The organism is Nesterenkonia sp. YGD6, assembly GCF_022565895.1.
Classification (GTDB): domain Bacteria; phylum Actinomycetota; class Actinomycetes; order Actinomycetales; family Micrococcaceae; genus Nesterenkonia.
The window spans coordinates 117733-143360 of record NZ_JAJOYY010000004.1 but is presented as its reverse complement, the minus strand read 5'-3'; the positions used below and the strand labels follow the sequence as shown (position 1 = coordinate 143360).

The following is a 25628-nucleotide window of genomic DNA, read 5'->3' as shown; positions in this document are numbered from 1 at the left end:
CCGCAGCGCCAGGAGGGAGCAGTGCCCATGGAGTCATCGCCCGCGCCCGCTGCCACCCGTGAGGTCTCCCTGGCCCACCGGCTCTTCCGCTGGAACATCATGCTGCTCGTCGGCGCGGTGACCCTGGTCAGCCTGCTCTGGGGGATCAACCAGTACCTGGAGGTCCGCGCGCAGTACGAGGAGCGGGTGCTCACCATGGCCGAATCTGTGGCAGTCATGGCCACGGTTCAGGACGCGCTGCAGACCGAAGACCCCGCGGAGATCCTGGCGCCCGGGGCGGAGACGCTGCGGGTCGCCAGCGGGTATGAATACATCATGATCGCTGACGCCGACGGCATCCGGCAGTCCCACCCGGACCCTGAGGCGATCGGCGGACGCCCAGAGCTGGATCCCACCCCCGTGCTGGCCGGGCAGACCTGGACCGGTGTGGAGCACGGCCACGCCGGGCTCACCATGCGCGCCCGGGTGCCGATCACCAACGACGCGGAAGAGGTCATCGGCTTCGTCTCGGTGGGCGTGCTCGCCTCCGAGGTGCGGCTCGCCTCCATCCAGGAGCTCCCGCTGATCCTCGGGGCCGCGGCGCTCGCCGTCGGCATCGGCGCGGTCGGCGCCCGAATGCTCGCCCGACGGCTTCGCGCCGACACCCATGGCCTGGAGCCGCGTGAGATCACGGCGCTGCTCGACGGCCGGGAGGCGCTGCTGCATGCCATCGGCGAAGGTGTGATCGGCCTGGACCGCGACGGACGCGTGGTGCTGGCCAACACCCCGGCCCGCGAGCTGCTTCGCCTGCCCCCCGATCACCTCGGCCGCACCCCCGCGCAGCTGGGCCTCAGCGCCGAGGCCCAGGTGGTGCTGACCGGTCCGGAGCCGGGGGAGGACCTGCTGCTGAGCGTGGACGGGCTGATCCTGGTCTGCAACCGCAGGCCGGTGCGGGTGCGCGAGGACGACGGCGGCGTCGTCGTCACCCTGCGCGACCGCACCGAGCTCACCCGGCTCAGCGACCAGCTCGACGGCGCCCGCACCGTCACCGACGGGCTGCGCGCCCAGCGGCACGAATTCGCCAACAGGCTGCACACCGTCGCAGGGATGCTCGAGCTGGGCGGCGTGGACCAGGCCCAGGAATACCTCTCCGAGCTCTCTCTGGCCACCTCCGGCGCCGACGCGGAGATCGCCGCCCGGATCGAGGACATGACCGTGGCGGCGCTGGTGCTTGCCAAATCGGTCCAGGCCGCTGAACGCGGAGTGCAGTTCAGCCTCTCTGAGCTTTCCCAGCTGCCCTCGGATCAGCCCCAGGATCTGCGTGATGACCTGCTGCTGGTGATCGGCAACCTGATCGACAATGCCATGGACGCGGCCGGCGCGGACGCTCGTGCGGATGCTCGGGTGGAGCTGATGGTCCGGCGCCACGGCGGGGTCGCCGACGGGCTCGTGGAGGTCAGGGTCATCGACTCAGGTCCCGGCCTGGCCCCTGAGATCGCCGAAGAGGTCTTCAGCATCGGACGTTCTACCAAGGACCCCTCCGGACGGCGCGGCCTGGGCCTGGCGCTGGTGCACCAGGCCTGCATGCGACGCGGCGGGTCGGTGACGGTGGAACACGAGGACGAGACCACCTTCTGCGCCTACCTGCCGGTGCGAGCGGAGGTGATCAGCGCATGAGCACCTCCACCGGCATGACCTCCGGCGGGCCTGGGTCAGCCGCCCCGATTCCGGTGCTGATCGTCGATGACGACGTGCGCGTGGCCCGGAACCACCGCGACCTGGTCGACTCGATGCCCGGGTTCACCGTGGTGGCCACCGCGCACACCGCCGCGGAAGCGCTGGAAGCGGTGCGTCGGCACCGGCCAGGCCTGGTGCTGCTCGACCTCTTCCTGCCCGATCGCACAGGGCTGACGGTGCTCGAGGAGCTCAGGAGCTCCGCATGGCTGCGCGAGGTGGGCGTCGTCGACGTCGTGCTGATCACTGCGCTGCGCGACGTCGAGCATGTGCGCACGGCCATGGCGCTGGGTGCGCTGCATTACCTGATCAAGCCCTTCCCGCTGCGCCAGCTGCGTGATCAGCTCGAACGATACGCCGCCGCGCGCAAGCGGATGGCGGCGATGTCCACCGTCACCCAGAACGACGTCGACGCGCTCTTCGGGATGACACGGCCCATGGCCTCACGGTCCATGGCCAAAGGCCTGACTCCCGCCACCGCCGAGCGGGTGGCGGAGGCGCTGCGCTCGCGAGACGGCGACGTCTCTGCCGTCGAGGTCTCCGAGATCACCGGGATCGCCCGGGTCACCGCCCGCCGGTACCTGGAGCATCTGTGCGCGGAAGGCCGGGCGGAGCTCGCCCTGCGCTACGGCCAGGCCGGGCGGCCGGAGCACCGCTATACGTGGGTGCCCTGAGGGTGTCGCTGCTCCGAGGTGTCTGAGTTGATCCCGGGCTGACTAGGCTCAAGCCATGGACATGCAGAGCTGGACCGCGGCAGACCTTCCGGTGCTTCACGGGCGCACGGCAGTCGTGACCGGTGCCACCAGCGGGGTCGGGTTCGCGACGGCGACCGCCCTGGCCCAGGCCGGGGCCCATGTGGTGCTGGGGGTGCGTGACACTCAGCGCGGGCGCACGGCTGCGGCGACCATGTCCGGCAGCACCGAGGTTCGCCATCTCGATCTGGCCGACCTGTCTTCCGTGCGGGCCTTCGCTCGATCCTGGAACGGCCCGCTGGACCTGCTGATCAACAATGCGGGGGTCGCGGGAGGTCGAGGTGCGGTGACCAAGGACGGCTTTGACCTGCAGTTCGGCACGAATCATCTGGGGCATTTCGCGCTGACGAATCTACTGCTGCCGCATCTGCGCGACCGGGTCGTCACCCTCGCCTCCGGGGCGCACCGGGCCGGCGACATCTACTTCGAGGACCTCGCGCTGCGCACCCGCCGATACTCGCTCGCCGAGACCTACGGTCAGTCGAAGCTTGCGAACCTGCTCTTCACCCTTGAGTTGGAGCGTAGGCTGAGCCGGTCCGGGTCCGCGGTGCAGTCGCAGGCCTCGCATCCCGGGTATTCCGACACGAATCTCGGCATACAGGGGCGCAGCAGGCCGCTGGTGGCCACGGTCAATCTCGCCGGACGGCTCTTGGCGCAGACCAGTGAACAAGGTGCTGTGCCCACGTTGTTTGCCGCGACTCAGGACCTGCCAGGGGCCAGCTACGTCGGTCCCGACGGGCGATGGGAGCTGCACGGCAGTCCTTGCCTGGTCGGGCGCTCATCGAAGGCCAGCGACCCCGCTTTGGCGCACAGGCTCTGGGAGGCCTCAGAGGAGCTCACCGGCGTCGGCTTCGGTCTGGACCCGGAGTAGCGGATCAGAGCACCGGCCGCAGCGGGATCAGCGCCCACTCCGTCGCGCGCGCCATCGGGTGGCGTTCCCGCCAGGTATCAGCACTCACGACCTCGCAGTGCTCGCTGTCGCTCTGGAAGACCTTCTCCATCTCGGCGGCGAACCCTGGGTCGATGACTTCGACGTTGGACTCGTAGTTGAAGGACAGCGACAATCTGTCGATGTTGGCCGTGCCGATCGTTGACCACTCGCCGTCGATCGTCGCGGTCTTCGAATGCATCATGCTGCTCGCGTAGAGCAGGATCGAGATGCCGGAATCGAGCATCTCCCCGAAGAAGCCTCGGGACACCCAGTCCGCGAGCACGTGGTTCGAATCCTTGGGCACCATGACCTGCACGTCCACGCCGCGCTCCGCGGCGAGCTTCAATGCTCGCAGGATCTGCTGGTCCGGGATGAAGTAGGGGGTCGAGATCCAGATTCGCTCGTTGGCTCGCTCGATGGCCTTCAGGTACATGTTGCGGATCGGGTACACCAGGTCCACCGGCAGATTGGCGACGACGCGGACCGACGGATCCCAGCTGTCCGGGGCGATCCAAGAAATCCGCTCCGCCGCGGGTCGATCCTCGTTCCACAGTCGCGCGATGGTCTGGCGGAGCCCCCAGACGGCGGGGCCCACCTCGCGGAGGTGGGTGTCGCGCCATTTCTTCGCGTAGAGAGAGCCGATGTTGTATCCGCCGACGAAACCGACCGCGTCGTCCACGACGAGGATCTTGGAGTGATTGAAGCCTGTGGACCGAATGGGAGCCTTCCAGAAGCTTCGTCCCGCCGCCGGCATGCGATAGACCCGGATGTCCTCATCGAGCTGCGCGTAGAAGGAACGCGGCACCACGAGGTTCGCGAATCCGTCATAGATGATGAACACCTCCACTCCGCGACGAGCCGCCGCGTTGAAGGCGTCGATGAACTGCTGGCCGACCTCATCGTTCTTCCAGATATAGGTCTTCATCAGAACCGAATCTTCTGCCGCGCCGATGGCCTCGAGCATGTCCCCATAGAGCGCTTCACCATCGGTGTAGATGCGCATCGGGGACTCTTCGACCTCGGTGTGGAACGTTCCTGGGCGGGGAGCGTCCCGATCCTTGCGCTGGCCGTGCTTGAAGAGATCCACCGCCACCACCGAGAGTGCCGCCACCGTCGGAACCGCCAGGGCGGAGGCCGCGACCGCAAGCGGAAGAGTCTTGCGCGGAGACCGACGGCTGACGAGGTGTCGCTTGTGCATCAGGAAGCTCATGGAGCCACTCTAATTGGCCGGAGCATTCACACACGTGGTGGACGCGTCACACTGGATGCCCCGCCAGCCGACACCTCTTGACCTGGTGGCCGCCAGGGTCTCTCATGGAGTCATCGACTGGGTCCGTGTCACCTTCTACACAGGGTTCCGGCCAGTTGGACCCAGCCGGCCGCACCCGGAAGAGAGCCTGTCATGGTGCGCATGTTGCTTCAGGCCGCGATCAATGTGGTGATGGCCGCCGTCGCAATGCTGGTGGCCGGAACCTTGATCGATGGTGTGACCCTCCAGCCGGCGGGATTCGTCACCGCCGTCGTCGTCTTCGTCCTGGCGCAGGCCATCCTGGGTCCGTTCGTGTTCAACATGGCCCGCCAGTACGCCTCCGCAATCCTCGGCGCGGTCGGCCTGGTCTCAACCCTTCTGGCCGTATGGGTTGCGACCCTCGTGACGGACGGTCTCACGCTCTCCACGCCGATGGCGTGGATCTTGACGCCTCTGGTGGTCTGGATCATCACGGCTCTGGGCACATGGATACTCGGGTACCTCGTGCTCAAGCGCTGGTGGGACAAGCGCGCTGAGGAGAAGAACATCCGCCAAGCCCTCGCATGAGCCCAGCGGCCGGTGGCACCGGTGGTCCTGAACAGAAGGAGCCCGGAGCGATGCCCGGTGTGAACAGCCAGGCGACGCCGACCGCGACCACGCTGCTGAGACTGTCGGTCCCGGCGATCCTCATCGGTGTCGTCTCGGCGCTGGGGCTGTTCCTCGTGGAGGGAACAGCTCACCTGCTTGAACACGTCCTATGGGTGGACCTCCCCGGCCTGTTCAACCTTGATCCCGACTCGGGTTGGTGGATCTTTGCGGTCCTGAGCGGGGTGGGTCTGGCGGTCGGGGTCGTCTGTACCTTCGCCCCTGGTCGCGGCGGACGTGACTCTGCCACCGTGGAGCTGCTGGCGCCGCCGCTGCCGCTCGCCGCCGTGCCGGGACTCATCCTCGTGAGCCTGCTGGTGCTGGCCGGAGGCGTCAGCCTCGGTCCAGAATCGCCCATCATCGCGATCAACACGGCCATACTGGTGGCGCTGATCGTGAGATTCTGGCCGCGCATCGACGTGAAGCTCGTGATGCTGATGACGGCTGCGGGAACCATCGGGGCCCTGTTTGGAACGCCGGTGGCCGCCGCGCTGGTATTGACCGGAGTAGTGGCGGCTGCCAACACCGGGGGCGCGCTCTGGGACAGACTCTTCCTGCCGCTCCTCGCCGCGGCGACCGGCTCCCTGACGGTGCGCATGCTCGACGGCCCCCAGTTCGGGGCCACGGACATGCCGCCCCTCGGGGCGCCGCATCCGTCGGATCTCCTGACCGGCGCGCTCGTCGCCTGTGCCGCCGCGCTGGTGATTCTCGCAGGGGCCTCCGTCTTCAGGGCGCTGCATGAGAGTTTTCGCAGGCTGCGGAGCCCGCTGCTCTACACCACGTTGGGCGGAGTCATCCTCGGGGGACTCGGCGCGCTCGGCGGGCCGGTGACGCTGTTCAAGGGCGGCCAGCAGATGGCAGATCTCATCCGAGGTGCCGAGGACCTGACCACCGCAGAGCTGCTGCTCATCGTTGCGGTCAAGCTGACGGCGCTGCTCGTGGCAGCCACGGCCGGATTCCGCGGAGGCCGCATCTTCCCTGCGGTCTTCATCGGAGCAGCGGTGGGCCTCGTGGCTCAGTCGCTCATGCCCGAGGTCCCGCTGGGTCTGGCGCTCGCCTGCGGGATCCTCGGGGCCGTGCTCGCCGAATCCCGCGACGGGTGGATCGCGCTGTTCATCGCCGTCGTCGTGGTCGGGGACATCTCGGTTCTGGCCGTCCTGTGCGTGGTGGTCCTGCCCGTGTGGCTCCTCGTCATGGGCGCACCGAAGATGCTGGTTCCCACGGCGGATCATCAGGTATCCGAGTGACTCCGGTCTCGTCTGGTGAGTTCCGTTGGTCGGAACTACTCACGGGGCAATAAGGTAGTGCTCCGTGAGCACTCAGACCCCCGCCTCCCAGACTTCCGCGCCCCGGCAGCTCGGGACCCTCGACCGGTATTTCCACATCACCGCCCGCGGCTCGAGCATCGGTCGGGAGGTGCGCGGCGGACTGGCCACCTTCTTCGCGATGTCCTACATCATCGTGCTGAACCCGCTGATCATCGGTGCCTCAGCCGACTCCACCGGGAACTTCCTCGGCGGCGGCTCGGAACCGAACCTGCCCGCCGTCGCCGCCGCGACCTCACTGATCTCTGGTCTGATGACCATCCTGATGGGCGTGATCGGCAAGTTCCCGATGGCCGTCTCCTCCTCGCTGGGGCTCTCGGCCTTCATCACCTACGGCATCGTCGTGCTCCCGGGCATGACCTGGGCCGATGCCATGGGACTGGTGGTCATCGAAGGTGTGATCCTGCTGGTCCTGGTGCTCACCGGCTTCCGCTCCGCCATCTTCAACGCCGTCCCCGGCGCGCTGAAGATCGCGATCAGCGTGGGCATCGGGCTCTTCATCGCCCTGATCGGCATGGTCAACGCCGGCTTCATCCAGAACAATCAGGGCACCGGACTGGAGCTCGGCGTCGGCGGCTCCCTCTTCGGCTGGCCCATCTTCATCTTCCTCATCGCGATGTTCGCCCTGTTCGCCATGTGGGCCGCGAAGGTTCGCGGCGCGATCCTCTACTCGATCGTGGGCGCCACGGTGCTCGCGATCACCCTGGAATCGGTGTTCCGCATCGGTCCGCAGACTGCCGCAGACGGCACCGAGAACCCCTACGGCTGGGGCCTGACCGTCCCGACGCTGAACCAGGACTGGCTGACCATGCCGGACCTGAGCCTGATCGGTGACTTCAACCTGCTGGGCTCCTGGCAGAGCATCGGCGTGGTCGCGGCCACCCTCGCGATCTTCACCCTGCTGCTGGCCAACTTCTTCGACCTGCTGGGCACGATGGTGGGCGTCTCCAACGCCGGCGGGATCAAGGACGCCGATGGCGAGATCCCGCACTCCCGCCGGATCATGGTCGCCGACGCGGTGGGCACCATCGGTGGCGGCGTGGGCTCCACCTCGGTGAACTCAGGGTTCATCGAGTCCACCGTTGGCGTGGGCGACGGCGCGCGGACCGGTCTGGCCAACGTGGTCACCGGCGTGCTCTTCCTGGCCACCATCGTGCTGGCCCCGCTGGCCGCCGTGATCCCCACCGAGGCGGCCTCAGCCACCCTGGTGCTGGTCGGCTTCCTGATGATGCAGCAGATCGTGCGGATCGACTGGACCGATGTGGAGATGGCGATCCCCGCCTTCATGACCATCGTGGTCATGCCCTTCTCCTACTCGATCACCAACGGCATCGGCGCAGGATTCATCAGCTACGTGGCGATCAAGGTCTTCCGCGGCAAATGGCGTGAGGTGCACCCGCTGATGTACGTCACCGCGGCGCTGTTCGTGCTCTATTTCATCTCCGGGCCCATCCAGGAGGCTCTGGGAGTCGGCTGACCCCGCTGCAGAACGGGCCTGCGTGCAACGTGGTCCTGCGGCGTGCGGCTCGACTGGCATGTGAGCGTGGCACACGGGTCACGGGAAGCATCCGGATCAACGCGTCGGTGGATCGCGTCTTCGACACGGTCGCTGAGGCTCCGTCACCAGATCCGAGCCTCCCGAAGTCCCGACCGGGCACAGCGCCGCGTATCCGCAGCTGTCACGGAACATGGGACTTAAGGTCCTGGTGCCCTCCTGAGCGGCGGCGAGAAGATGGGCCCTGAAGGGAGAACGACATCATGGATGCTGTCATCGTCTACGAGTCCGCGTGGGGAAACACCAAGATCATCGCCGAGGCGGTGGCGGAGGGACTGGCCGCCACCATTGATATCGGGATGGTCCTCGATGTCAGCTTTGCCCCGCCTGCCGACATGGTCAAAGCCGACCTGCTCGTCGTCGGCGCCCCGACCCATGCCTTCGGGCTGAGCCGACCACAGACTCGCGAGGAGGCCGCTAGGCGTGGCGGACACCCCGGGGATACGGGACTTCGGGAGTGGATCAGCGCCGCCGGCGACGTCCACCTGCCGGTCGCGGTGTTCGACACCCATGTCCGCCATCCGAACCTCCCAGGTGCGGCCAGCAAGAAGGCCGCGAAGCTGCTGCGCAGCCGCGGCGCCTCGCTGCTTGCGAAACCAGAGAGCTTCTACGTCGAGGGCTATGAGGGCCCCGTCCTGCCCGGGGAGATCGACCGAGCCACGAAATGGGGTGCCGAGCTGGCTCAGCGGTTGCCGGAGAGCTCCCGTGTGGCCTGATCGGAGCGTCCCTCGCGCTTCTGGTCCCGGTGAAGCCTGAGGTCTATTCGATGCTCGGGACCTGGCTCGCGGACCTCTCGCCCTGGAGGTTCGGCGTGCTTCACGATCTGTGGGACCGCACCTTTGGTGCGCACCCGCAGGTCTGGGGCGCTGTGCTGGGCGTGGGTTATGAAGCCGTGATCGGAGTATTGGCGCTGTCACGGAACCCACGCCGCAGGCTCTCCTCGGCCTCAGCGGGGTCGTACTCTTCAAACTGGGACTGCTGGCCCTGGGTCTGTGGTGGTGGGCCCTGCCGTGGCTGGCCGTGCTCATCCCGACGATCGTCTTCACCGCTGGTTCGCCAGCTCGCCTGCTCGCGGGCCCGGTGAGTGGCTCAGGCCAGGTCCATGCCGGGACGATGACGTCAATACCAGGCGGCTGAGAACTCTGCGTGGTGCTTCTCCGGGGCGGAGGCCCGCATGAGGAGGACCAGCACCACGAACCATCCGACGATGGGAATGAACCCGAGGAAGAACATCGACCCGGGGAGCCCGGAGTCGTGGAGTCGGCGCCAGGTGACAGCGAGCAGCGGGGGGATGGTGAGCGCCGCGATGAGCAGATGCAGGCAGAGGATGGCGGCTGCGAAGACCGCGCCGAAGCCTTCGAGCCAGACGCTGGGGGAGAAGCCAGCGATCCCGAAGAGGTTCTGCGCGTCGGTCACTATATCTTGGGCGAACAGTGTGCTGATGGTGATGATGGCCGTCATCCCGATGGCGGCGTGGACGAGGATCAGGAACAGGAAGGGCCACCAGAACTCCGGGCGGGTGGAGTAGCCCCTGAACTGGACGTAGTTCTCGAAGAAGGACGAGAGTGTCGCGTCTGGCCCGTAGACATCGCCCACTGGCCACGTGGTCTGACCGGCGTATGACTGCATTGCACCTCCTCGATCTGCTCATGCGGAGAAAGGGTCGAGAGACCGTCTCGATTGAGCACACTCTGATCGTTTTTTGTCATGAAATAAAGAGTCTTTGGTCCTATTGACTTTTTTGGCCGATCTCATGCGGGACGGCTGCCGTGCAGTGACCCGTGTCCGTGCCCGGTCCTAGGCTCACCTCTGTTGCTATCGAATGTATGTTCGAATACGATGAGGCTTCCGGGCTTCCCATCGGCTTCGTCATACCTCTTGGAGACATGAAAGAGGGAGCATGCCCATGTCCACTGTTATTCGTCCCGAAGCCGACCGAGCACCCCGCCGCGGAGCGGTGACGCTCACCGAATCCATCGATGTTGAATGCGACGAGCAGTTCCTGCCCCATCGGGTGATCTGGAAAGAGCGGAGGCACCTCGTGGTCGAAGCCCCTGTCCGCTGGTATCAGCGGCGCAGCTGGTGGCTGGAGGAGCCCCGTGCCGAGCGAGGTCGCCCCGGACTGGTGGCTCATGAGATCTGGCGGCTGCAGGTCCAGCTTGAAGCCACATCCCGCACCGAGGCCGCCGAGGTGCACACCATTGATGTCAGCCGGCATCTGGCCTCCGGGCGCTGGCGTCTGGTGCGGGTCCATTGACCTTCACCCACCTGAATGTGGCCAGCTCCTTCAGCAGCCACTACGGCACCAATCGGCCTGAGGAACTGGTGGCCGCCGCCGCGGCGGATGAGATGACGGCGCTGGCCATCACCGATCGTGACGGGCTCTACGGGGCGGTCAAGCACCTCGGCGCCTGCATCGACCTGGGCATCGCACCGATCCTCGGGGTCAGCCTTGCCGTGGAGGACCGCGGCCGGGCCGTGGTCCTCGCCAGCAATGCCTCCGGAGGGTATGCGGCGCTGTGTCAGCTGATCTCCCGCGCCCACGAACGCCCGCAGGGCGAGGCCGCCCGGGTGACCCTGCAGGATCTGGCCGAGTGCGGGTCACCCGGGGAGGGCCAGGTGCGCCGTCGGCTGTTCGTCCTGGCCGGGCCGGAGAGCGAGATCGGTGCCGCCGCGGCTTCACGGGATTACCGCAGCGCCCGGGCACTGCTGCGCCAATGGCGTGAGGTGCTCGGCGAGGCGCTGCGGGTGGAGGTCGTCTCCCATCTGGCGCCTCCGGGGGAGCCGCTGTCCACCGCCCATGCGGTCCGGATGCTCAGCGCGGCCCAGGTCAGCCGGGTCACCCCGGTGCTGACCAATGCGGTGCGGCTGCTGAGCACCGATGAGGCCGCCACCGCTGATGTGTTGGACGCCGTGCGGGTGCTCTCGGACCTGCACAGCACCTCGGCGCTGCAGCCCACCGATCAGGGCTGGCTGAAACCGGCCGCGGAGATGAAGGCACTGGCCGCAGAGATCTGCGCGGCCAGCAGCACCCCGATCCCGGCCGATGAGCTGCTGATCAACACCGAGGCGCTGGGGCGCCAGTGCCAGCTGGATCCGGTCACGGACATGGGCTGGGGCCAGCCCAAGGTGCCCGAGACCTCCGTGATCGGGATCGAGGGAGATCCGGATGAGGAGCTGCGCGCCCGCTGCGAAGCAGGCCTGGCGGAGATGCTCGCCCAGGAGAGCGCGGCCGAAGCGAGCGCTGGCCAGAGAAGCGCGGGTGTGGCCCGGGCGCGGCTGGAGCACGAGCTGAGCATCATCGCCGACCTCGGCTTCGCCCCCTATTTCTTGACCGTGGCCGAGGTGGCCCGGCTGATCCGCGAGATGGGGGTCCGTGCCGCGGCCCGCGGCTCGGCGGTCTCCTCGCTGGTGGTCCACGCGCTGGGGATCAGCCCCATCGATCCGCTGCAGCACGGACTGATCTTCGAACGCTTCCTCTCCCGCCGGCGCTCCACCCTTCCCGATATCGACATCGACGTGGAGTCCTCCGAGCGGCACCGGATCTACCGAGCCGTGTTCAGACGCTTCGGCGCCCAGCGGGTCACCCTGATGAGCATGCAGAACGCCTACCGGATCCGCGGCGCGGTCCGGGACGCCGGGCTCGCACTGGGGCTCCCCGAGGAGGAGATCGACCAGCTGGCGGAGATCATGTGGCGCTTCCCCGCCCGGGAGTTTCGCCGCGCCCTTCAGGAGAAGCCCGAGCTGCAGAGCCTCGCCGAGCGGATCGAGACCGAACGCAGCTCCGGACGCCAGCAGCTGGACCTGCTGGTGGACCTCTCCGAACGCCTGGACCGGCTGCCTCGGCACATCTCCACCCACCCCTGCGGCGTGATCCTGGGCAACGACAACCTGCTCAAGCTCACCCCGGTGGAGCGCTCGGGCGTCAACGGGCTGCCGATGAGCCAGTTCGACAAGGACGATATGGACCCGATGGGGTTCATCAAGCTCGACATCCTCGGGGTGCGGATGCAGTCGGCGATCGCCTATGCCCTCACCGAGCTCGAACGCACCACCGGGGAGGTGATCGACATGGTCAAAGACGTGGACTATGCCGATCCCGCGACCTTCGCGATGATCCAATCCACCCATACCCTGGGCTGCTTCCAGATCGAGAGCCCCGGGCAGCGCGAGCTGATCGGCAAGCTGGTGCCCAAGACGCTCAATGACCTGGTGGTGGACATCTCGCTGTTCCGCCCCGGGCCCATGGGCTCTGGCATGGTCAAGCCCTACCTGGAACGCCGCCACGGCTACGAGACGGTGGGCTACCCGCACCCCGATCTGGCCGAGATCCTCGACGAGACCTACGGGGTGGTGGTCTTCCACGAACAGGTGCTGCGGATCTTCGACACCATGACCGGCTGCGGCCTGGACGTGGCCGATGAGCTGCGCCGCGCGATGAGCAAGGACAAGTCAGGACCCGTGGAGATCTTCTTCCGCGAGGAGACGGTCAAGCGCGGCTACTCCGCCGCGGTGATCGACCGGGTCTGGGAGATCCTGCTCAGCTTCGGCAGCTTCGGATTCTGCAAGGCCCACGGGGCGGCCTTCGCCGTGCCCACCTACCAGTCGGCCTGGCTGAAGACCCATCACCCCGCGCACTTCCTCTGTGGACTCTTCGAACATGACCCGGGCATGTACCCGCTGCGGCTGCTGGTCTCCGAGGCCCGCCGGCTGAAGATCCCGCTGCTGCCGATGGACGTCAACCGCTCCACCAGCAGCTACCACGTGGAGGCGACCTCGGTGGCGGGGCTGCCGGTGTGGGGTATCCGGATGTCGCTGATCGGGCTGAAGGGGATCTCCAAGGCCGAGCTGCGCCGGATCGAGGCGGAGCAGCCCTTCGCCTCGCTGGCGGACCTGCGCGACCGGTCCCGGTTGAAACGCTCCACGCTGCGCGATCTGGCCAAGGTGGGCGCCCTGGACTGCCTGCTGCCGGAGGGTCGGAAGAACCGCAAGGACCTCATCCAGTGGGTGGAGTCAACCAACCTGGAGTACGCCAAGAAGCTGCCGGTGCGCCAGGTCCAGGGTCAGCTGTCGCTGCCCATCGGGGACGTGGAGATCGCGAACATGCCCACCGGTGCGGGGGAGCTGGAGGCCCGGGAGATCGTCACCACCGAGCTGGACCTGACCTCGCTGGACACCAGCGGGCACGTGATGGACTTCCATCACCCGGTGCTGCAGGCCGCCGGGGTCACCTTCGCCGAAGACCTGCTGTCCCTGCGCAACGGCGCCACCGTCCGGGTCGCCGGGATCCGGGTGGCCACCCAGACCCCGCCGATGGCCTCGGGCAAACGGGTCGTGTTCATCACCCTCGACGACGGCACCGGCTGCGTGGACCTGAGCTTCTTCGAGGAGGCCCAGCGCAACACCGGGGAGTGTCTCTTCGCGGCGAAGATGCTGATCGCCGAGGGCACCATTCGGCGCACCGGACCGCGGGCGGTCACCGTGCAGGCGACCCGCGCCTGGGATCTGCGTGGGGAGACCGTGCCGGGGCGGCTTCCCGCTGCAGCAGGCTCTGCTTGATCTGCACCCCGTAGCGGAAGCCGCCGAGCCCGCCGTCGGTGCGGATGACCCGATGGCAGGGCACGAACAGCGCCGCCGCGTTCATCGCGCAGGCCCCGGCCGCCGCTCGGACCGCCGCAGGACGTCCCGCTCGCTGGGCGTACCCGGCGTAGGTCAGCGGGGCTCCCGGCGCCACCTGGCGCAGCACCTCCCAGGCGTGTTCACGGAAGGGTCCCGAGCGCTGCTGCACCGGGACGCTGTCCACGGCGGAGGTGTCACCGGCGTAATAGGCCTCCACCGCCTCGACCGCCTGGTCCAGCACCGAAGGACCAGGTGGCTGCGGAGTCTCAGCATCCGGTGCGGGATCCCTATGGCCGGTGCGTTCCCGCAGCTCGGGATGGATCAGCTCAACCAGGGAGGTGATATCACAGGTCCATCCGGAGGCCAGGACGTGACTGTCATCAGCCACCAAACTGAAAGGTCCATCAGGAGTTGTGAGACTGACATGCTGCAATCTTGTGTCAAGGATTCTCATACTGAAGAGTCCTTTCAGGTATGACGTGGTGGGTGTGAGCTGGTGGGGTGGCTGCCGTCTGCCACAGGTGCATCGCGGCGTAGGACCGCCAGGGCGACCAGCGCCGGGCATGAGACTCCAGAGTTCGATGCGCGGCAGCCTTGTTCAGCCCCGGCTCCAGCAGGCCGAGCTTCTTGGCGCCGGTGAGCAGGACGACGTCGCCGGTCATCCAGACATCAGGGTCGCCCAGCACGCGCAGCATCAGGTAGGAGGCGGTCCACTGCCCGATGCCCGGCATGGCGGTGAGCTGATCATGCAGCTCCCGGGTGTCTGCCCCCTGGTGCACGCCGAGCGCTCCGCTGGTCAGGGCCGCCGCCGCGGTGCGCACGGTGGTGATGGAGCGGGCGGGCAGTCGCAGCGGCCGTTCCGGGTCCAGGGCTGGCGGGGCGGCGCGCGACGGCGGCGCCGGGACCCCGGCGGAGATCTGCTCCGCGGTGGGGAACAGCCGGGACAGCCCCGCGAAGGACGACGCGTGCTCGGTGCCCAGCGCGTCGACGAGCCGGCTCAGATGCGTGCGGGCGGCCGCCACCGAGATCTGTTGGCCCACGATGGCGCGGATCAGGTATTCCGGGCCATCGGCGGTGCCAGGGATCCGCAGCCCGGGGGAGCGGGCGACCAGGGGAGCCAGCGCGGGGTCGGTGGAGAGTGCGGCGCCGACGGCGAGCGGGTCGGCGTCGAGGTCGAAGAGCCGACGCGCCACGGCGACGGCGGCGGGAATATCCGCCCAGGCGCTGAGTTCACACTCCAGGTGCAGTCGCCAGTGCAGGCATGAGGGTGCAGGGTCGTCCCGGGCTTGGCCTGGGCTGGCCGGGGTTGCGGTGACCTGGATCGCGGCCGGTCCGTGGGCCAGCCGCAGGGTGCGCGCGTAGACCAGCGCCTCGCCGTCGAGCTGGGTGAACTCCACACCGGGGATCGCACGTTCAGCCAGGAAGGTGAAGAGCGCCACCGCGTTGAAGGGGTCCCGCACCGGCAGGGCGAGGCGCAGGGCAAGGCGCTGAGCAGGAGGCGAATCGGCGCCGAACGGGCGGACCAGACTCGATTCGGTGAACCCGCTGGACCCGCCGGCTTCTGCGGACTCCCGGGCGATGCCGGCGGACCGGTGGGCTCGCTGGCGGATCTCCCGGGGCGCCGCGCCGAGGACACTTCGCGCCGTGTCGTTGAACTGGCGCACCGAGGAGAACCCGGAAGCGAAGGCGATCTCGGTGATCGGCAGGGACGTGCCGACCAGCAGACTGCGAGCCAGGTGGATCCGGTGGGCCCGGGCCAGCGCCAGTGGTCCCGCCCCCAGTTCGGCGCTCAGGGTTCGGTGCAGGTGACGGCTGCTGTAACCGAGCCGTGCACTGAGGGCCTCCACTCCGCCGTCGTTCATCGTGCCTTCGCGGATCAGCCGCATGGCGCGGCCGGCCAGGTCTTGGCGAGTGTTCCACTCCGGGGTGCCCGGGGCCGCCTCGGGCAGGCACCGTTTGCAGGCCCGGTAGCCGTGCTCGTGCGCGGCGGCGGAGGTGGAGTAGAAGGTGATGTTCTCAGGCTTCGGGGTCTGCGCCGGGCAGGAGGGGCGGCAGTAGATCCTCGTGGAGGAGACCGCGGTGTAGAACTGCCCGTCGAAGCGGCGATCCCGGGACCTCACGGCCCGGTAGCGGCGCTCGAATACTTCCTCCTGGTCCATGTCTTCCATTCCACCTCTCGCGCACGCGGAAAGCTAGCGGGAATCGGACCTGGCCGTGGCCTTGCCCGATCCTGCGCGGAGGAACACGCGGGGCAGCGCCGCGAGGGCCAGGCAGCTCACCGCATCGACGAAGGGACTGACCTCGAGACACCCCTCGGAGAGCACCGCTGGAATGAACTGCATGACCTAGAAGACGGTGAAGAATATGCCCACCACTGCGCCTGTCGGAGCGTCGCCTCTGTCCCTGCCCCGCCCCAGCTCCCGCGCGACGCAAAGGCACAGGCTCGCTGGAAGCCTTGGGCGAGGCCAGCTGCAGCGGCGACTTCGGAGCCGTTTCGGAGAAGGTCCGATCATCTCTGCGGTCGCTGTTGGTCATGCTTGCTCCTCTGGTGGTCTGAAGGTTTCACGCAGTCCCTCGCGGCTGCTGGGATGCGCCAGTCTGTGAGTCCGGCTCCGCGAAAGGGGTGGGCGCCTGCCCGCCCGGGTGGTGATGAAGACCCCCAGAACGACGACGAGCGCACCGGTGATCTTGGGCAGCGTCAGCTGGGCGTCGAGCCACAGCACCGCGCCGGCCATCGTGGCGACCGGAAGGAAGTTCAAGAAGATGGAGGCGCGGGAGGCACCGAGCTGCTGGACCGCGCGGTTGTAGAAGAACAGGGCGAGCAGGCCGGGAAAGACTCCCAGGTAGATCAGACCCGGAAGGTGTTCGGCCGCGCTGAAGGCCGGCACCCCGAGCACCGCCCATTCGATGACGACCAACGGCGCCAGGATCACCGCGGCGAGCCCGGTCATCACCAGAAGCACGCTGAAGGTGGGAAACAGACTGAGGTAGCGCGTGACGGCCAGCGAATAGACCGCCCAGGACGCGACCGCCCCGATCATGATTCCGTCACCGATGTTCCACTCCAGCTGTGCCAGGGCGAAGATCTGACCATCGGTGATCACCCACAGCGCCCCGAGGATCGACAGCGCCAACCCCGACCATTGCAGCGCATACAGCCTTTCCCGCAGCACCAGGGCGCTCAGCGCCAGAGTCAGCGCGGGAATCAGGGTCTCCAGCACCGAGACATTCGTCGAGGAGGTGAACTGGAGAGCGGCGTAGATGAAGGTGTTGAAGAACGCGACGCCGGTCAGGGTGAGCAGCAGCAGCGGCTTCCACTCGTGGAGGAACAGGCCTCTGGATCGCCACGCCGTCCTGGCCGCCAGAGGCACGAGGCAGAGAAAAGCGACGGCCAGTCGTGAAAACGCGATGGTCAGCGGCGGCAGATCGTTGAGCGCCTCTCCGACCAGAATGTTTCCCGCGTAGAAGATCACGACCATGACCATCAACAGGTAGGGGAGCATCAGAGTGGTTCCTGGTCGATGATCGAGGGCGGAGGCGTGGTCCGGTGTCGGAACACCGGCGAGGTCAGGTACTCAGACTATCGCCGTGGTGACCTTCAGCTCGCTGTCACGAGGCGCCGGCGAATCTCCTCCGCCACGGCCCCAGAGTCATGGGCGCTCAACAGACAGGTCTTGCGCGCATCGCGGACTTCGATGAATGGCGCACCGACGAGGAGCCCTGCTTTCCCATCTGCGAGAACGCGATACCCGGCTCCCTCGGCGAATCCTGTCTCAAGACCCTCTTCGACCGAGAGGATCTCGACCCAGACAATGCTCACACGGGAGATCTCCATGCAGCGGGCGGTCAGTCCCTCATCACGGGCTGTGATCGTGACCCGCCAGCTGAGCTACCGGCGGAGCCTTCTATAGACTTTTCCGACGATCTTCCGAAGTCCTGGCGGAAGTTGTGGACGGCGCGCTAAGGCCCGCCGTCCGGCGGAGCTGTGTGCCTCGGACAGGTAGTCATTGATCGCCTTGTCTCCACCGTCTTCCATCAAGCTCTTCTGCGCCTGTGCCAGCCGGAATCCTCCCAGGCTGCCTCGGTGATAGAGAAACTTGGCGAAGCGCTGGTACTGCTGAAGGCTGATCCGTGGATGTGCAGCCAGGACCTCAGCGTTGGTGGACTGCAGCAGAGTGCTCCAGCTTCGCCGGGGTTCGACGGCCTCCCCCTTCAGGGTCTTCTCCGCATCGGCGAACAGCGCATCGAAGTAGTCGAGCACCTCTTGGCTGTAGGTGATCGTGCGTTTGAACTCCGCCCCTGATGAGAACGTGAATTCGCCGAAGTACGGGCCGTCGTCGGTGTCGTAGAGGTCGACTCTGACGAACGGGGCATCGGTCATCTTTGCGAGCTCGATGGCCCACCGGGAGAGCATCACCGCAGAGCGCGGGACCACCGGAACTCCTGGCTGCAGGTCCTTCGGCTTGAAGATGTAGTCCCGCCCTGCGACGAGTGGCTTCAGATCTCCGTCCAGCTTGACCATGCGGGGCGGTGAGTAGTTCCGGTCGATCTGCGCGACCATGCCGATCTGTCCCTGGAACATGTAGAACTTGTAGTCGAAGGGCACCGCACCGGGCTGGGCTCCGCGAAGGAGCTCCTCCACGATCCATTCGGCCTTCTTGCCTGGGAATGCTGTCGCTACCGAATCCTGCTTCTCCCGAATTCCCTCAAGCGTCCATTCGCGCAGAGCCATATGGTCGTAGTACCGATCCGCGTCGATGCGTTCGAGCAGCATGACTCCCTTGGCTGACCAGCCATTCGCGAATTTGAGCGCCACCCGGTCCCCGAGGACGTCTGAGGTGATCTGATCCGTGGAGGTGAGGACCGCGTGCTGCTTGGGCAATCCGATTCGTTCCCCGCCGAGAGTCTTCTCCGCGAGAAGCTGATGAACGTAGGTCTTGTTCGATAGGTCACGACGATGCTGGGAGCCGCGGTTCCAAAACTCGGCCGTCACGAAATTCAAAAAGGGTGATTTCGTATCGGTTATGGCGGATGTCATGTAGGGGTACCGGTTCTTTGCGCGTCGTGATGAGTCAGCCCTGAGAGCTGCTGGTCGATTTCCACCACCGAAGTGGTGCATGGGCCGCGATCCTGCCCGCGCGTGATCTGAGGATCAGGTTGTCAGGGGTTCTAGGATGCAGCTCCCGCTTTTCTGCGGTTTCAACCGTATATGTGAGTGGGCTCATCTGCATTTCTGTGACGCCGAAGTACACGTTGTGGTCGCGATTAGTGATCCCGTAGTGGGGTCATTTCCAACAGCGAGTCCTGTTCCGTGCTTCAGAAGTCTAGATCGGCTTCTGCGGCTGCTTGTTCATTGCGGTCCCGACGGCGTCGAAGCTCAGAAGGGCAGACGCGCAATCTCAATCTGGGACTGAGCGGCCAGCCGCTTGGTGGTTCGTGTCTGAGTGTCTGGGCGCAGTCGTCAGGAGACCAGCCTTGCAGCCCATCTGGCTGGGCCTGCGCGCCCCGCGAGCCGGCCCCCTCCTCCGACAGGTTCCGGTCACCGACGGGGTAGACCACATGTTCGTGGATCTACCGGACGGGCGCATGCACTTCGCCGCAATCACCCGGACCCGCCGCGGCCAAGACATCTTGGCGCGGCTCGACGCTCTCGAGCCTGAGGTCCTTGCGCTTTACGTGGCACTGTCGCGCGATGCAGAGCTCTCGAAGGCTGCGGCGCCGCGGGCGTCGGATTTCCTCCCCACGAGACCCGCCGGCTCTTCGCAGACCCCATCGCCATCGGTGCGGACGCGAGGTCGGCGGTGGTCGAGGGCGTGGGTCCCTTCAACGTCGGTGAAGACCCGGAGGCCACGACAATTGCCCTCCGAACCCCCCATCTGGAAAGCTCAGAGCATGTGTGGACGCTACGTCATGGCGAAGGACACCGGTGATCTGGCCGATGATCTGAACCGGGCGCGGCTCGGGCCGGTGCAGCCGCCGGCTTTCGAGATCGCGCCGAATTGGAACGTCGCCCCGACCTCCACGGTGCCCATCCTGGTGGAGCGCTATGACGACGCCGGGGAGCTCTTGCGTGAACTCCACCCTGCTCGCTGGGGACTGCTTCCGGTCTGGGCCAAGGACATGACATTCAGCTCCCGGACCTTCAATGCCCGTTCCGAGACTGTCGCTTCCAAACCCAGCTTCCGCTCGGCGGTGAAATCTCGGCGCTGTGCGGTCCCCGCCGAGGCCTACTACGAGTGGAAGGCGCAGGGAGCGAAGAAGCGACCGCATGCGATCCGCTCCGCTGACGGCTCACCTCTGGTCTTCGCCGGACTCTACGAATGGTGGAAGGACAAGAACGCCGAGGCCCTCGGCGAGTCCGACCCCTGGATCCTCTCCTGCACCATCCTCACCGGGCCCTCCCCGGAGACCACCGACGACGGTGTGCTCAGCGAGCTCGCCGCGCTGCATGACCGCATCCCCCTGGCGATGACCGAGGAGTTCGCCGCTCAGTGGATCCACCCGGGGGAGAAGACGCCTGAGGAGCTCGAGGTGCTGCTTGAGCAGCTGCGCGGGGAGGTCCCCGAGGCCGCCTCGGGCTGGGAGATCTACGAGGTGGACCCGGCGGTGGGCAACGTGCGCAACAACGGACCCCAACTCTTGGAACCTACACCGACTCTGTGGAGATGAACGTGCGGTGATCCGCCTTGGCGTCACCACGGCTCCGCCGCAGCGACAAGCACCCCCGGGAACAGCAGGAGCAGACCATGATTGCGTTGGACCTCACCGGCAAGACAGCCTTCGTGAGTGGTTCCACTCAGGGCATCGGCTTCGCAATAGCGAAGCGGCTCGCCGAGGCCGGAGCCCGCGTGGGGATCAACGGCCGCAGCGCCCACAAGGTGGAGGCCGCCATCCTCATTCTCGCCAAGGACGGTCTGCCCGAAGAGCTTCTCATCGGCGCACCCGGGGATGTGACCACGGATGAGGGGTTGACCGAAGCCCTCGGGGCCGTCGGCGAGGTAGACATTCTGGTCAACAACCTCGGCATCTTCGGCGCCCAGCCGGCCCTGGAGATCCCCGATGCCGACTGGCAGCGGTTCTGGGAGGTCAACGTCCTCTCCGCGGTTCGGCTGATCCGCGCCACACTGCCGAAGATGATGGCCCGCGGCTGGGGCCGAGTCGTGAACATCGCCAGTGATTCCGCCGTCGTGATCCCCGCCGAGATGATCCACTACGGAGCCACCAAATCGGCGCTGCTTGCCGTCTCGCGCGGTTTCGCAAAAGAAGCTGCCGGATCTGGTGTGACGGTGAACTCGGTGTTGGCAGGGCCCACCCTCACTGCAGGCATCGAAGACCTCGTCTACCAGCTGGTGGATTCGTCCAAGTCCTGGGCCGAAGCGCAGCGAGAGTTCATGCAGGAACACCGCGCGCAGTCGCTGCTGCACCGACTCATCGAACCCGAGGAGATCGGGAACATGGTCGCCTATCTCGCCTCACCGCTGGCCTCGGCCACCACCGGTGGCGCGCTGCGGGTCGACGGTGGTTACGTCGATTCGATCCTGCCGTGACCGGGGCGGAAGGCGGTGGCACCAGCACCCCTGGAGGAGTCGCCCAAGGTTTCGCGCAGGCGTGGAACGCTGCTGACGCCGACGCCCTGGCCGCGCTCCTCGTCGAGGATGCGAACTTCGTCGACGTGGTCGGTCTCTGGTGGAACAGCCGGAAGCGGATCCGGGCCGCGCATGACTACGGATGCCGGCACCCGGCAGGGTGTCATCTGCTTCACCTTCCAGCGGCAGCCTGGGACAGCAGAGGACGACGACGACGCCTGGCTCGCCGTCATCGCGCAGAACACCGATCGGGTCCCGGGTGCGGAGACGATGACCGCCGATAGCGAGTCACTCCAGGCCACGGCCGATCAGGACCTCAGCGGAAATCTGCGCAGTTGAGATGGGCGCGCCAGCCCAGCTGACTCTCACCCGGGTGCTCAGCCTCGGCGGGGAGCTCCCGATACCGCTAGGCCCCTATCTCGCACAAAGACACCCAGATTCTGACGTTTGACCTGGAACAGTTCTGTCGCCTCGATCAGATCGCTCAGTTTTCGATAGCCGTAGTTTCTCGGGTCCAGCGATGCCTGGTTGCTGATCTGTTGCCCCACGGCAGCGAGATTCGCCCAACCGTCGTCGCCGCGGGCAGCTTCGACAGCATTGCGCATCAGGAGGACAAGGCCGGCATCACCGCCCACGGACTTCGCGACGCTTGGACCACCCGTCGAGGCGCGTGTGCTGCCGGAGAGCTGCCTCAGGCTTTCCACGTAGGTGAACTGAGAACAGGCATTGACGAACGGCTTGGGAGTCTTATTCTCGCCGAAGCCGTACACTTTCAGGCCGTCCGCCAGTATCCGCATCACCAGCGGCGTGAAGTCCGCGTCGCTCGACAGGAGGGCGAACGCGTCGATCGAGCCCGCACGAAGCAGATCCATCGCATCAATCACCATCGCCATATCGGCAGAATTCTTCCCGGTGCTGTAGGCAAATTGCTGCATCGGTCGGATCGCGTATGGATGGAGGGCGGCCTCCCACTGCTGGAGCCGGGGACTCTTCCAGTTGCCGTACGCTCGTCGGACGGTGGCAACGCCATGGCGCGCGACTTCTGCAAGCACAACGTCAACCTTTGAGGCTGGCGCGTTTTCGACATCTATGAGCAACGCGATTCGCTTCTTGTCACTATTCACTTGTTGATCATGGAGCTCCACCTTCTGGTGGTCAACTTCTCACACGAGTTAACATGCTTTCAGGATGGAAGAAACTAACCATCTTCACTCTCTTGAACCACCGGATCCTCCCCGCGCAGGAAATACGCGCCGACGGACCCGGCAAGTGTCGCGAAGACGCCCACGGAGTACACCGCCAGCACCAGGTGTACCACTTTGGAGAACGGGTCCTCGGTGGTTATTCCGGTGCCGGTCACGGTGGCCAGCGCCGCCTCGTAGAGCGCGGTGGTGTAGTCGGTGTGGGATTCGAAGGCGTAGAGCAGCTGACTCGCCGCCAGGATGACGACGGCGGTCACCGCGGCGAGCCAGCCGATGCGGCTGGAGAGCAGCCTCCCGGCTGACCGGGAACCGCGCACCCCGGCGGAGAGGATCCCTCCCACCCGGGCGACGCGCGTCACGCGCAGCACCCGCACTGCCTGCAGCGCGCGGACGAAGCGCAGGAACGGCACCAGCAGGAAGATCACCTGCCACCAGTTCCGCCGCCAGAACGCCCTCTGGAACCCGGCAACATACGCGCGCAGAAGGAATTCCGCGACGAAGACGGCCCAGAACACCCAGCCGGCGACGCTCAGCGCCCGGCTCCATCCGGGCTCGGTGACGAGCATCTGGCCCAGAAAGACGAACAGGAACAAGATGCCGAGCATGCCCATGGGTCGGTCCAGCTGTGCCGCGAGGCGTTCGGCGGCATTCTCCCGCTCGGCCTGCTGCGCCGGTGCGCGCGTGGATCGGCTTCTCACGGTCTGCTGACCTCCATAGGTGATGCGGTGGGTTCCCTCCCGCCACTCTACGAGGGCGGCCGGAGCTGTTCTGGCCGCGAGGAAGATTGACGGGAGCAGGCCTGGGCGATGGAATGATCCGATGGAGCTATTCGCGATCATCCTCTGGGTTCTGGCAGCGGTGCTCTTCACCGCGTCCTTCGACATGCTCCGGAGAGTGAATCCCGACTCCCGGCTGCCGTTCTTCTTCGGCAAACCGCCGATCAATCCACCACAGGTCGCTGTGGTGCGGCTCCTGGCGTTCGTCTGCTTCCTCGCAAGTGCCTGGATCTTCAGTGACGTCTACGGTCGCTCGGCCGGTCCGATCCTGATCCTGCTGGGCACGCTGCCGGGCTGTCTGCGGAACCTCTTGCACAACCGCCGGGTCACTGCAGCGGCCGCCGAAGGTGCTTCATGATCGAGATCCTCAGCGCCACCGGACTTGCCCGCGCGCGAGTCACCGGCGCACTGGTCGCCGACATTCTGCAGACCATGAAGCGCCGCGCGACGGTGGGCACGAACCTGCTGGAGATCGACGACTGGACCCGGGAGATGATCTTCGAGGCCCGCGCCACCTCCTGCTACGTGGCCTATGAGCCATCCTTCGGGCGCGGACCCTTCGGCCACTACATCTGCACCTCGGTGAACGACGCGGTGCTCCACGGCAAGCCGCATGACCACACGCTGGCCGACGGTGACCTGCTCACCCTCGACCTCGCAGTGTCGCTGGACGGGGTGGTCGCGGACTCGGCGATCAGCTTCATCGTCGGGAACTCTGCGCCGCCCGAGGACGTGGCGATGATAGAGGCCACCGAACGGGCGCTGGCTGCGGGGATCGCCGCCGCCGGCCCGGGAGCCCGGATCGGGGACCTCTCCCACGCCATCGGCATGGTTCTCACAGAGGCTGGGTATCCGATCAACACTCAGTTCGGCGGACACGGCCTGGGATCGACCATGCACCAGGACCCGCACGTCGTGAACACCGGCCGCCCAGGACGCGGATATCAGCTCCAGCCCGGCCTGCTGCTCGCGCTGGAGCCCTGGATCATGGCCGACACCGATGAACTGCGCACCGACGCCGACGGGTGGACGCTGCGCAGCGCCACCGGAGCCCGCACTGCCCACAGCGAGCACACCATCGCGATCACCGAGGACGGAGCCGAGATCCTCACCCTGCCGACACCTGGCAGGTTCGACTAGTTGCACTCAGCCACGGGTCACTGCCACCAGAGTGGTTGGGCTCCAGGCTCCCGTTCAATGGTCGAAGGTCAGTCCGGCATTCACCTGTGATGGCGCGATGGTGAGTCGCGGCTGTCTGCTCTCAGGGCAGAGCCGTCGGGCGGTTCTGGGAACTCCACTCGTTCATCCCACCTTGCATGCTTGCAACGGTGAACCCTGCGTCTTCCAGCGTCTGGGCGGCGGTCAGGCTTCGCTTGCCGCTGCGACAGACGGTGATCGTCTCACGCGCCGGATCAAGTTCGGCCAGACGCGCACCCAGCTGTCCGAGCGGAATATGGAAGGCCCCAGGGATCATGCCGCTCGTGACTTCCGAGTCTTCTCGCACGTCAACAAACTGGGCTGTTCCCAGACGATCGAAGGCCGCCGAGGGTGCAACTTCCTGCATAGTGAACTCCTAAGTTCCAAGTATGGCTCGTCGTGGGTCTACATCCGGATCTGAGAGGTACTCAGCCCAGAGCCAGTGATCTGTTACAACTTCCTCGCCACGATGACCAGGTCTTCAAGCATCGCGTCTTCACCGTGCGGTCCGACCACGTTTCGGTGGCGAACCTCGCCCACCTCTACTTCCCAGGCCTTCCGCGGCTCCAGTGCGGCCAGGTCACCGCCGAGGGTCGGCATCTCCGCGGGTCCGTGGCCGTGCTCTGCCCACGGGGGCGCTGTGGCGTGGGAGACCAGGACGAGGTGCCCGCCGACCGAGACCCGGTCGGCGGCGGCACGAAGAATCTTCCGCCGGTCGAGTGCCACCGGGGACTGCAGGAAGGAGGCGGTGATCAGATCGAAAGGCCCCTCCGGCATACCCTCGGGCAGATTCGCGGCCAGGAACTCCGCGCTGCCGCCCCCGAGCCCTTCTTGCTCCGCGTGTGTCCGCGCCCGCAGGACGGCGGTCTCCGAGATGTCGACGCCGAAGGCCTGCCAACCCTGTTTCGCGAGCCAGAGGACATCGCCGCCCTCTCCACAGCCCAGGTCCAAGGCGCGTCCGGCAGGCAGATCAGCGACCAACGAGCTCATGGTCGCATTGACGCGACCGGACCAGACCCGGTCCGAGTCGGCATAGCGGGTCTCCCAGAAGTCTCTCGGGTTGTCATCACTCACAGTA

At 66.5% G+C, this 25628-nt stretch carries 26 protein-coding genes; 14 read left to right on the top strand and 12 right to left on the bottom strand.

Going from position 1 to position 25628, the window contains the following annotated elements:
* Nucleotides 1–27: 27 nt before the first annotated feature.
* From LTI14_RS07860 to LTI14_RS07850, 3 genes are read left to right on the top strand one after another with little or no spacing between them, the layout of a single operon-like run.
* Nucleotides 28–1656 carry an ATP-binding protein gene (locus LTI14_RS07860; protein ID WP_241476190.1) on the top strand — a complete coding sequence of 543 codons (1629 nt, stop codon included), beginning with the start codon at nucleotides 28–30 and terminating at the stop codon, nucleotides 1654–1656.
* The gene (locus LTI14_RS07855; RefSeq protein ID WP_241464620.1) at nucleotides 1653–2387 is read left to right on the top strand and encodes a response regulator; all 735 of its coding nucleotides are present in this window, start codon (nucleotides 1653–1655) and stop codon (nucleotides 2385–2387) included. Before LTI14_RS07860 ends, LTI14_RS07855 begins: the two co-directional genes overlap by 4 nt.
* 55 nt (nucleotides 2388–2442) lie before the next feature.
* A complete protein-coding gene (locus LTI14_RS07850; protein WP_241476189.1) occupies nucleotides 2443–3336 on the top strand; it encodes an oxidoreductase in 894 nt (297 codons plus the stop codon).
* 4 nt (nucleotides 3337–3340) lie between these two features.
* Here the strand turns inward: LTI14_RS07850 and LTI14_RS07845 are convergent, their stop codons facing one another.
* Nucleotides 3341–4606 (bottom strand): phospholipase D-like domain-containing protein, encoded by a 1266-nt coding sequence (locus tag LTI14_RS07845; RefSeq protein ID WP_241464622.1) that lies wholly within the window; start codon nucleotides 4604–4606, stop codon nucleotides 3341–3343.
* A 201-nt stretch (nucleotides 4607–4807) separates the two neighbouring features.
* Between LTI14_RS07845 and LTI14_RS07840 the strand changes: the two genes are divergently transcribed.
* From LTI14_RS07840 to LTI14_RS07825, 4 genes are all read left to right on the top strand, one after another.
* Nucleotides 4808–5212 carry a phage holin family protein gene (locus LTI14_RS07840; protein ID WP_241476188.1) on the top strand — a complete coding sequence of 135 codons (405 nt, stop codon included), beginning with the start codon at nucleotides 4808–4810 and terminating at the stop codon, nucleotides 5210–5212.
* Nucleotides 5213–5262: 50 nt separating this feature from the next.
* Nucleotides 5263–6537, top strand: a complete 1275-nt coding sequence (locus LTI14_RS07835; protein WP_241469531.1) for an ion channel protein — start codon at nucleotides 5263–5265, stop codon at nucleotides 6535–6537.
* 64 nt (nucleotides 6538–6601) lie between these two features.
* Nucleotides 6602–8092: an NCS2 family permease gene (locus LTI14_RS07830; protein WP_241464625.1), complete on the top strand. Its 1491-nt coding sequence runs from the start codon at nucleotides 6602–6604 to the stop codon at nucleotides 8090–8092.
* Between the two features lie 281 nt (nucleotides 8093–8373).
* Nucleotides 8374–8886 carry a flavodoxin family protein gene (locus LTI14_RS07825; protein ID WP_241476187.1) on the top strand — a complete coding sequence of 171 codons (513 nt, stop codon included), beginning with the start codon at nucleotides 8374–8376 and terminating at the stop codon, nucleotides 8884–8886.
* Nucleotides 8887–9289: 403 nt separating this feature from the next.
* Here the strand turns inward: LTI14_RS07825 and LTI14_RS07820 are convergent, their stop codons facing one another.
* A complete protein-coding gene (locus LTI14_RS07820) occupies nucleotides 9290–9799 on the bottom strand; it encodes a DUF805 domain-containing protein (protein ID WP_241464627.1) in 510 nt (169 codons plus the stop codon).
* A 277-nt stretch (nucleotides 9800–10076) separates the two neighbouring features.
* Between LTI14_RS07820 and LTI14_RS07815 the strand changes: the two genes are divergently transcribed.
* Together LTI14_RS07815 and LTI14_RS07810 are read left to right on the top strand one after the other, a co-directional pair.
* A complete protein-coding gene (locus LTI14_RS07815) occupies nucleotides 10077–10427 on the top strand; it encodes a hypothetical protein (protein ID WP_241464628.1) in 351 nt (116 codons plus the stop codon).
* Complete coding sequence (locus LTI14_RS07810; protein ID WP_274616023.1) at nucleotides 10424–13729, top strand: DNA polymerase III subunit alpha; 3306 nt, start codon at nucleotides 10424–10426, stop codon at nucleotides 13727–13729. The genes LTI14_RS07815 and LTI14_RS07810 overlap by 4 nt, the downstream gene beginning before the upstream one ends.
* On the opposite strand, the gene LTI14_RS07805 is transcribed toward LTI14_RS07810, so the two are convergent.
* The 6 genes from LTI14_RS07805 to LTI14_RS07780 all read right to left on the bottom strand — a co-directional run bounded on the left by LTI14_RS07805 (nucleotide 13647) and on the right by LTI14_RS07780 (nucleotide 18782).
* Nucleotides 13647–14243: a methylated-DNA--[protein]-cysteine S-methyltransferase gene (locus LTI14_RS07805; protein WP_241476185.1), complete on the bottom strand. Its 597-nt coding sequence runs from the start codon at nucleotides 14241–14243 to the stop codon at nucleotides 13647–13649. The two genes, LTI14_RS07810 and LTI14_RS07805, sit on opposite strands and share 83 nt — an antisense overlap.
* Nucleotides 14230–15948: a DNA-3-methyladenine glycosylase 2 family protein gene (locus LTI14_RS07800; RefSeq protein ID WP_241476184.1), complete on the bottom strand. Its 1719-nt coding sequence runs from the start codon at nucleotides 15946–15948 to the stop codon at nucleotides 14230–14232. The genes LTI14_RS07805 and LTI14_RS07800 overlap by 14 nt, the downstream gene beginning before the upstream one ends.
* Nucleotides 15949–15981: 33 nt before the next feature.
* Nucleotides 15982–16131, bottom strand: a complete 150-nt coding sequence (locus LTI14_RS07795) for a hypothetical protein (RefSeq protein ID WP_241476183.1) — start codon at nucleotides 16129–16131, stop codon at nucleotides 15982–15984.
* 189 nt (nucleotides 16132–16320) lie between these two features.
* Nucleotides 16321–17292, bottom strand: a complete 972-nt coding sequence (locus tag LTI14_RS07790; protein WP_241476182.1) for a DMT family transporter — start codon at nucleotides 17290–17292, stop codon at nucleotides 16321–16323.
* A 95-nt stretch (nucleotides 17293–17387) separates the two neighbouring features.
* Nucleotides 17388–17624: a hypothetical protein gene (locus LTI14_RS07785; protein WP_241476181.1), complete on the bottom strand. Its 237-nt coding sequence runs from the start codon at nucleotides 17622–17624 to the stop codon at nucleotides 17388–17390.
* 54 nt (nucleotides 17625–17678) lie between these two features.
* On the bottom strand, nucleotides 17679–18782 hold the full coding sequence (locus LTI14_RS07780) for an ATP-grasp fold amidoligase family protein (protein WP_241476180.1): 1104 nt from the start codon (nucleotides 18780–18782) through the stop codon (nucleotides 17679–17681).
* Nucleotides 18783–19681: 899 nt separating this feature from the next.
* Here LTI14_RS07780 and LTI14_RS07775 point away from each other — a divergent pair.
* The 3 genes from LTI14_RS07775 to LTI14_RS07765 all read left to right on the top strand — a co-directional run bounded on the left by LTI14_RS07775 (nucleotide 19682) and on the right by LTI14_RS07765 (nucleotide 21714).
* Nucleotides 19682–20458 carry an SOS response-associated peptidase gene (locus tag LTI14_RS07775; protein ID WP_274616019.1) on the top strand — a complete coding sequence of 259 codons (777 nt, stop codon included), beginning with the start codon at nucleotides 19682–19684 and terminating at the stop codon, nucleotides 20456–20458.
* Nucleotides 20459–20538: 80 nt separating this feature from the next.
* Nucleotides 20539–21336 (top strand): SDR family NAD(P)-dependent oxidoreductase, encoded by a 798-nt coding sequence (locus tag LTI14_RS07770; RefSeq protein WP_241476290.1) that lies wholly within the window; start codon nucleotides 20539–20541, stop codon nucleotides 21334–21336.
* Nucleotides 21337–21507: 171 nt separating this feature from the next.
* Nucleotides 21508–21714, top strand: a complete 207-nt coding sequence (locus tag LTI14_RS07765) for a hypothetical protein (RefSeq protein WP_241476178.1) — start codon at nucleotides 21508–21510, stop codon at nucleotides 21712–21714.
* 38 nt (nucleotides 21715–21752) lie between these two features.
* On the opposite strand, the gene LTI14_RS07760 is transcribed toward LTI14_RS07765, so the two are convergent.
* On the bottom strand, nucleotides 21753–22520 hold the full coding sequence (locus LTI14_RS07760) for an NYN domain-containing protein (RefSeq protein ID WP_241476177.1): 768 nt from the start codon (nucleotides 22518–22520) through the stop codon (nucleotides 21753–21755).
* 53 nt (nucleotides 22521–22573) lie between these two features.
* Complete coding sequence (locus LTI14_RS07755; protein ID WP_241476176.1) at nucleotides 22574–23275, bottom strand: ion transporter; 702 nt, start codon at nucleotides 23273–23275, stop codon at nucleotides 22574–22576.
* A 121-nt stretch (nucleotides 23276–23396) separates the two neighbouring features.
* On the opposite strand from LTI14_RS07755, the gene LTI14_RS07750 reads away from it, so the two are divergent.
* Nucleotides 23397–23711, top strand: a complete 315-nt coding sequence (locus LTI14_RS07750; RefSeq protein ID WP_241464640.1) for a hypothetical protein — start codon at nucleotides 23397–23399, stop codon at nucleotides 23709–23711.
* The gene (gene map, locus LTI14_RS07745; RefSeq protein ID WP_241464641.1) at nucleotides 23708–24493 is read left to right on the top strand and encodes a type I methionyl aminopeptidase; all 786 of its coding nucleotides are present in this window, start codon (nucleotides 23708–23710) and stop codon (nucleotides 24491–24493) included. Before LTI14_RS07750 ends, map begins: the two co-directional genes overlap by 4 nt.
* 121 nt (nucleotides 24494–24614) lie before the next feature.
* Here the strand turns inward: map and LTI14_RS07740 are convergent, their stop codons facing one another.
* Both LTI14_RS07740 and LTI14_RS07735 read right to left on the bottom strand, forming a co-directional pair.
* Entirely contained in the window at nucleotides 24615–24917 is a 303-nt protein-coding gene (locus LTI14_RS07740) for a rhodanese-like domain-containing protein (RefSeq protein WP_241476175.1), read from the bottom strand.
* An 83-nt stretch (nucleotides 24918–25000) separates the two neighbouring features.
* Nucleotides 25001–25624, bottom strand: a complete 624-nt coding sequence (locus LTI14_RS07735) for a class I SAM-dependent methyltransferase (protein ID WP_241464643.1) — start codon at nucleotides 25622–25624, stop codon at nucleotides 25001–25003.
* Nucleotides 25625–25628: the final 4 nt, after the last annotated feature.

What these genes read in the sequence shown, in the direction of transcription:
- LTI14_RS07825 (WP_241476187.1), top strand. Translation starts at nt 8,374, where the DNA reads ATGGATGCTGTCATCGTCTACGAGTCCGCGTGGGGAAACACCAAGATC.
- LTI14_RS07835 (WP_241469531.1), top strand. Translation starts at nt 5,263, where the DNA reads ATGCCCGGTGTGAACAGCCAGGCGACGCCGACCGCGACCACGCTGCTG.
- LTI14_RS07740 (WP_241476175.1), bottom strand. Translation starts at nt 24,917, where the DNA reads ATGCAGGAAGTTGCACCCTCGGCGGCCTTCGATCGTCTGGGAACAGCC.
- LTI14_RS07840 (WP_241476188.1), top strand. Translation starts at nt 4,808, where the DNA reads ATGTTGCTTCAGGCCGCGATCAATGTGGTGATGGCCGCCGTCGCAATG.
- LTI14_RS07850 (WP_241476189.1), top strand. Translation starts at nt 2,443, where the DNA reads ATGGACATGCAGAGCTGGACCGCGGCAGACCTTCCGGTGCTTCACGGG.
- LTI14_RS07805 (WP_241476185.1), bottom strand. Translation starts at nt 14,243, where the DNA reads ATGAGAATCCTTGACACAAGATTGCAGCATGTCAGTCTCACAACTCCT.
- LTI14_RS07765 (WP_241476178.1), top strand. Translation starts at nt 21,508, where the DNA reads ATGACTACGGATGCCGGCACCCGGCAGGGTGTCATCTGCTTCACCTTC.
- LTI14_RS07750 (WP_241464640.1), top strand. Translation starts at nt 23,397, where the DNA reads ATGGAGCTATTCGCGATCATCCTCTGGGTTCTGGCAGCGGTGCTCTTC.
- LTI14_RS07820 (WP_241464627.1), bottom strand. Translation starts at nt 9,799, where the DNA reads ATGCAGTCATACGCCGGTCAGACCACGTGGCCAGTGGGCGATGTCTAC.
- LTI14_RS07785 (WP_241476181.1), bottom strand. Translation starts at nt 17,624, where the DNA reads ATGGAGATCTCCCGTGTGAGCATTGTCTGGGTCGAGATCCTCTCGGTC.
- map (WP_241464641.1), top strand. Translation starts at nt 23,708, where the DNA reads ATGATCGAGATCCTCAGCGCCACCGGACTTGCCCGCGCGCGAGTCACC.
- LTI14_RS07775 (WP_274616019.1), top strand. Translation starts at nt 19,682, where the DNA reads ATGTGTGGACGCTACGTCATGGCGAAGGACACCGGTGATCTGGCCGAT.
- LTI14_RS07795 (WP_241476183.1), bottom strand. Translation starts at nt 16,131, where the DNA reads ATGCAGTTCATTCCAGCGGTGCTCTCCGAGGGGTGTCTCGAGGTCAGT.
- LTI14_RS07855 (WP_241464620.1), top strand. Translation starts at nt 1,653, where the DNA reads ATGAGCACCTCCACCGGCATGACCTCCGGCGGGCCTGGGTCAGCCGCC.
- LTI14_RS07815 (WP_241464628.1), top strand. Translation starts at nt 10,077, where the DNA reads ATGTCCACTGTTATTCGTCCCGAAGCCGACCGAGCACCCCGCCGCGGA.
- LTI14_RS07790 (WP_241476182.1), bottom strand. Translation starts at nt 17,292, where the DNA reads ATGCTCCCCTACCTGTTGATGGTCATGGTCGTGATCTTCTACGCGGGA.
- LTI14_RS07845 (WP_241464622.1), bottom strand. Translation starts at nt 4,606, where the DNA reads ATGAGCTTCCTGATGCACAAGCGACACCTCGTCAGCCGTCGGTCTCCG.
- LTI14_RS07860 (WP_241476190.1), top strand. Translation starts at nt 28, where the DNA reads ATGGAGTCATCGCCCGCGCCCGCTGCCACCCGTGAGGTCTCCCTGGCC.
- LTI14_RS07800 (WP_241476184.1), bottom strand. Translation starts at nt 15,948, where the DNA reads ATGGACCAGGAGGAAGTATTCGAGCGCCGCTACCGGGCCGTGAGGTCC.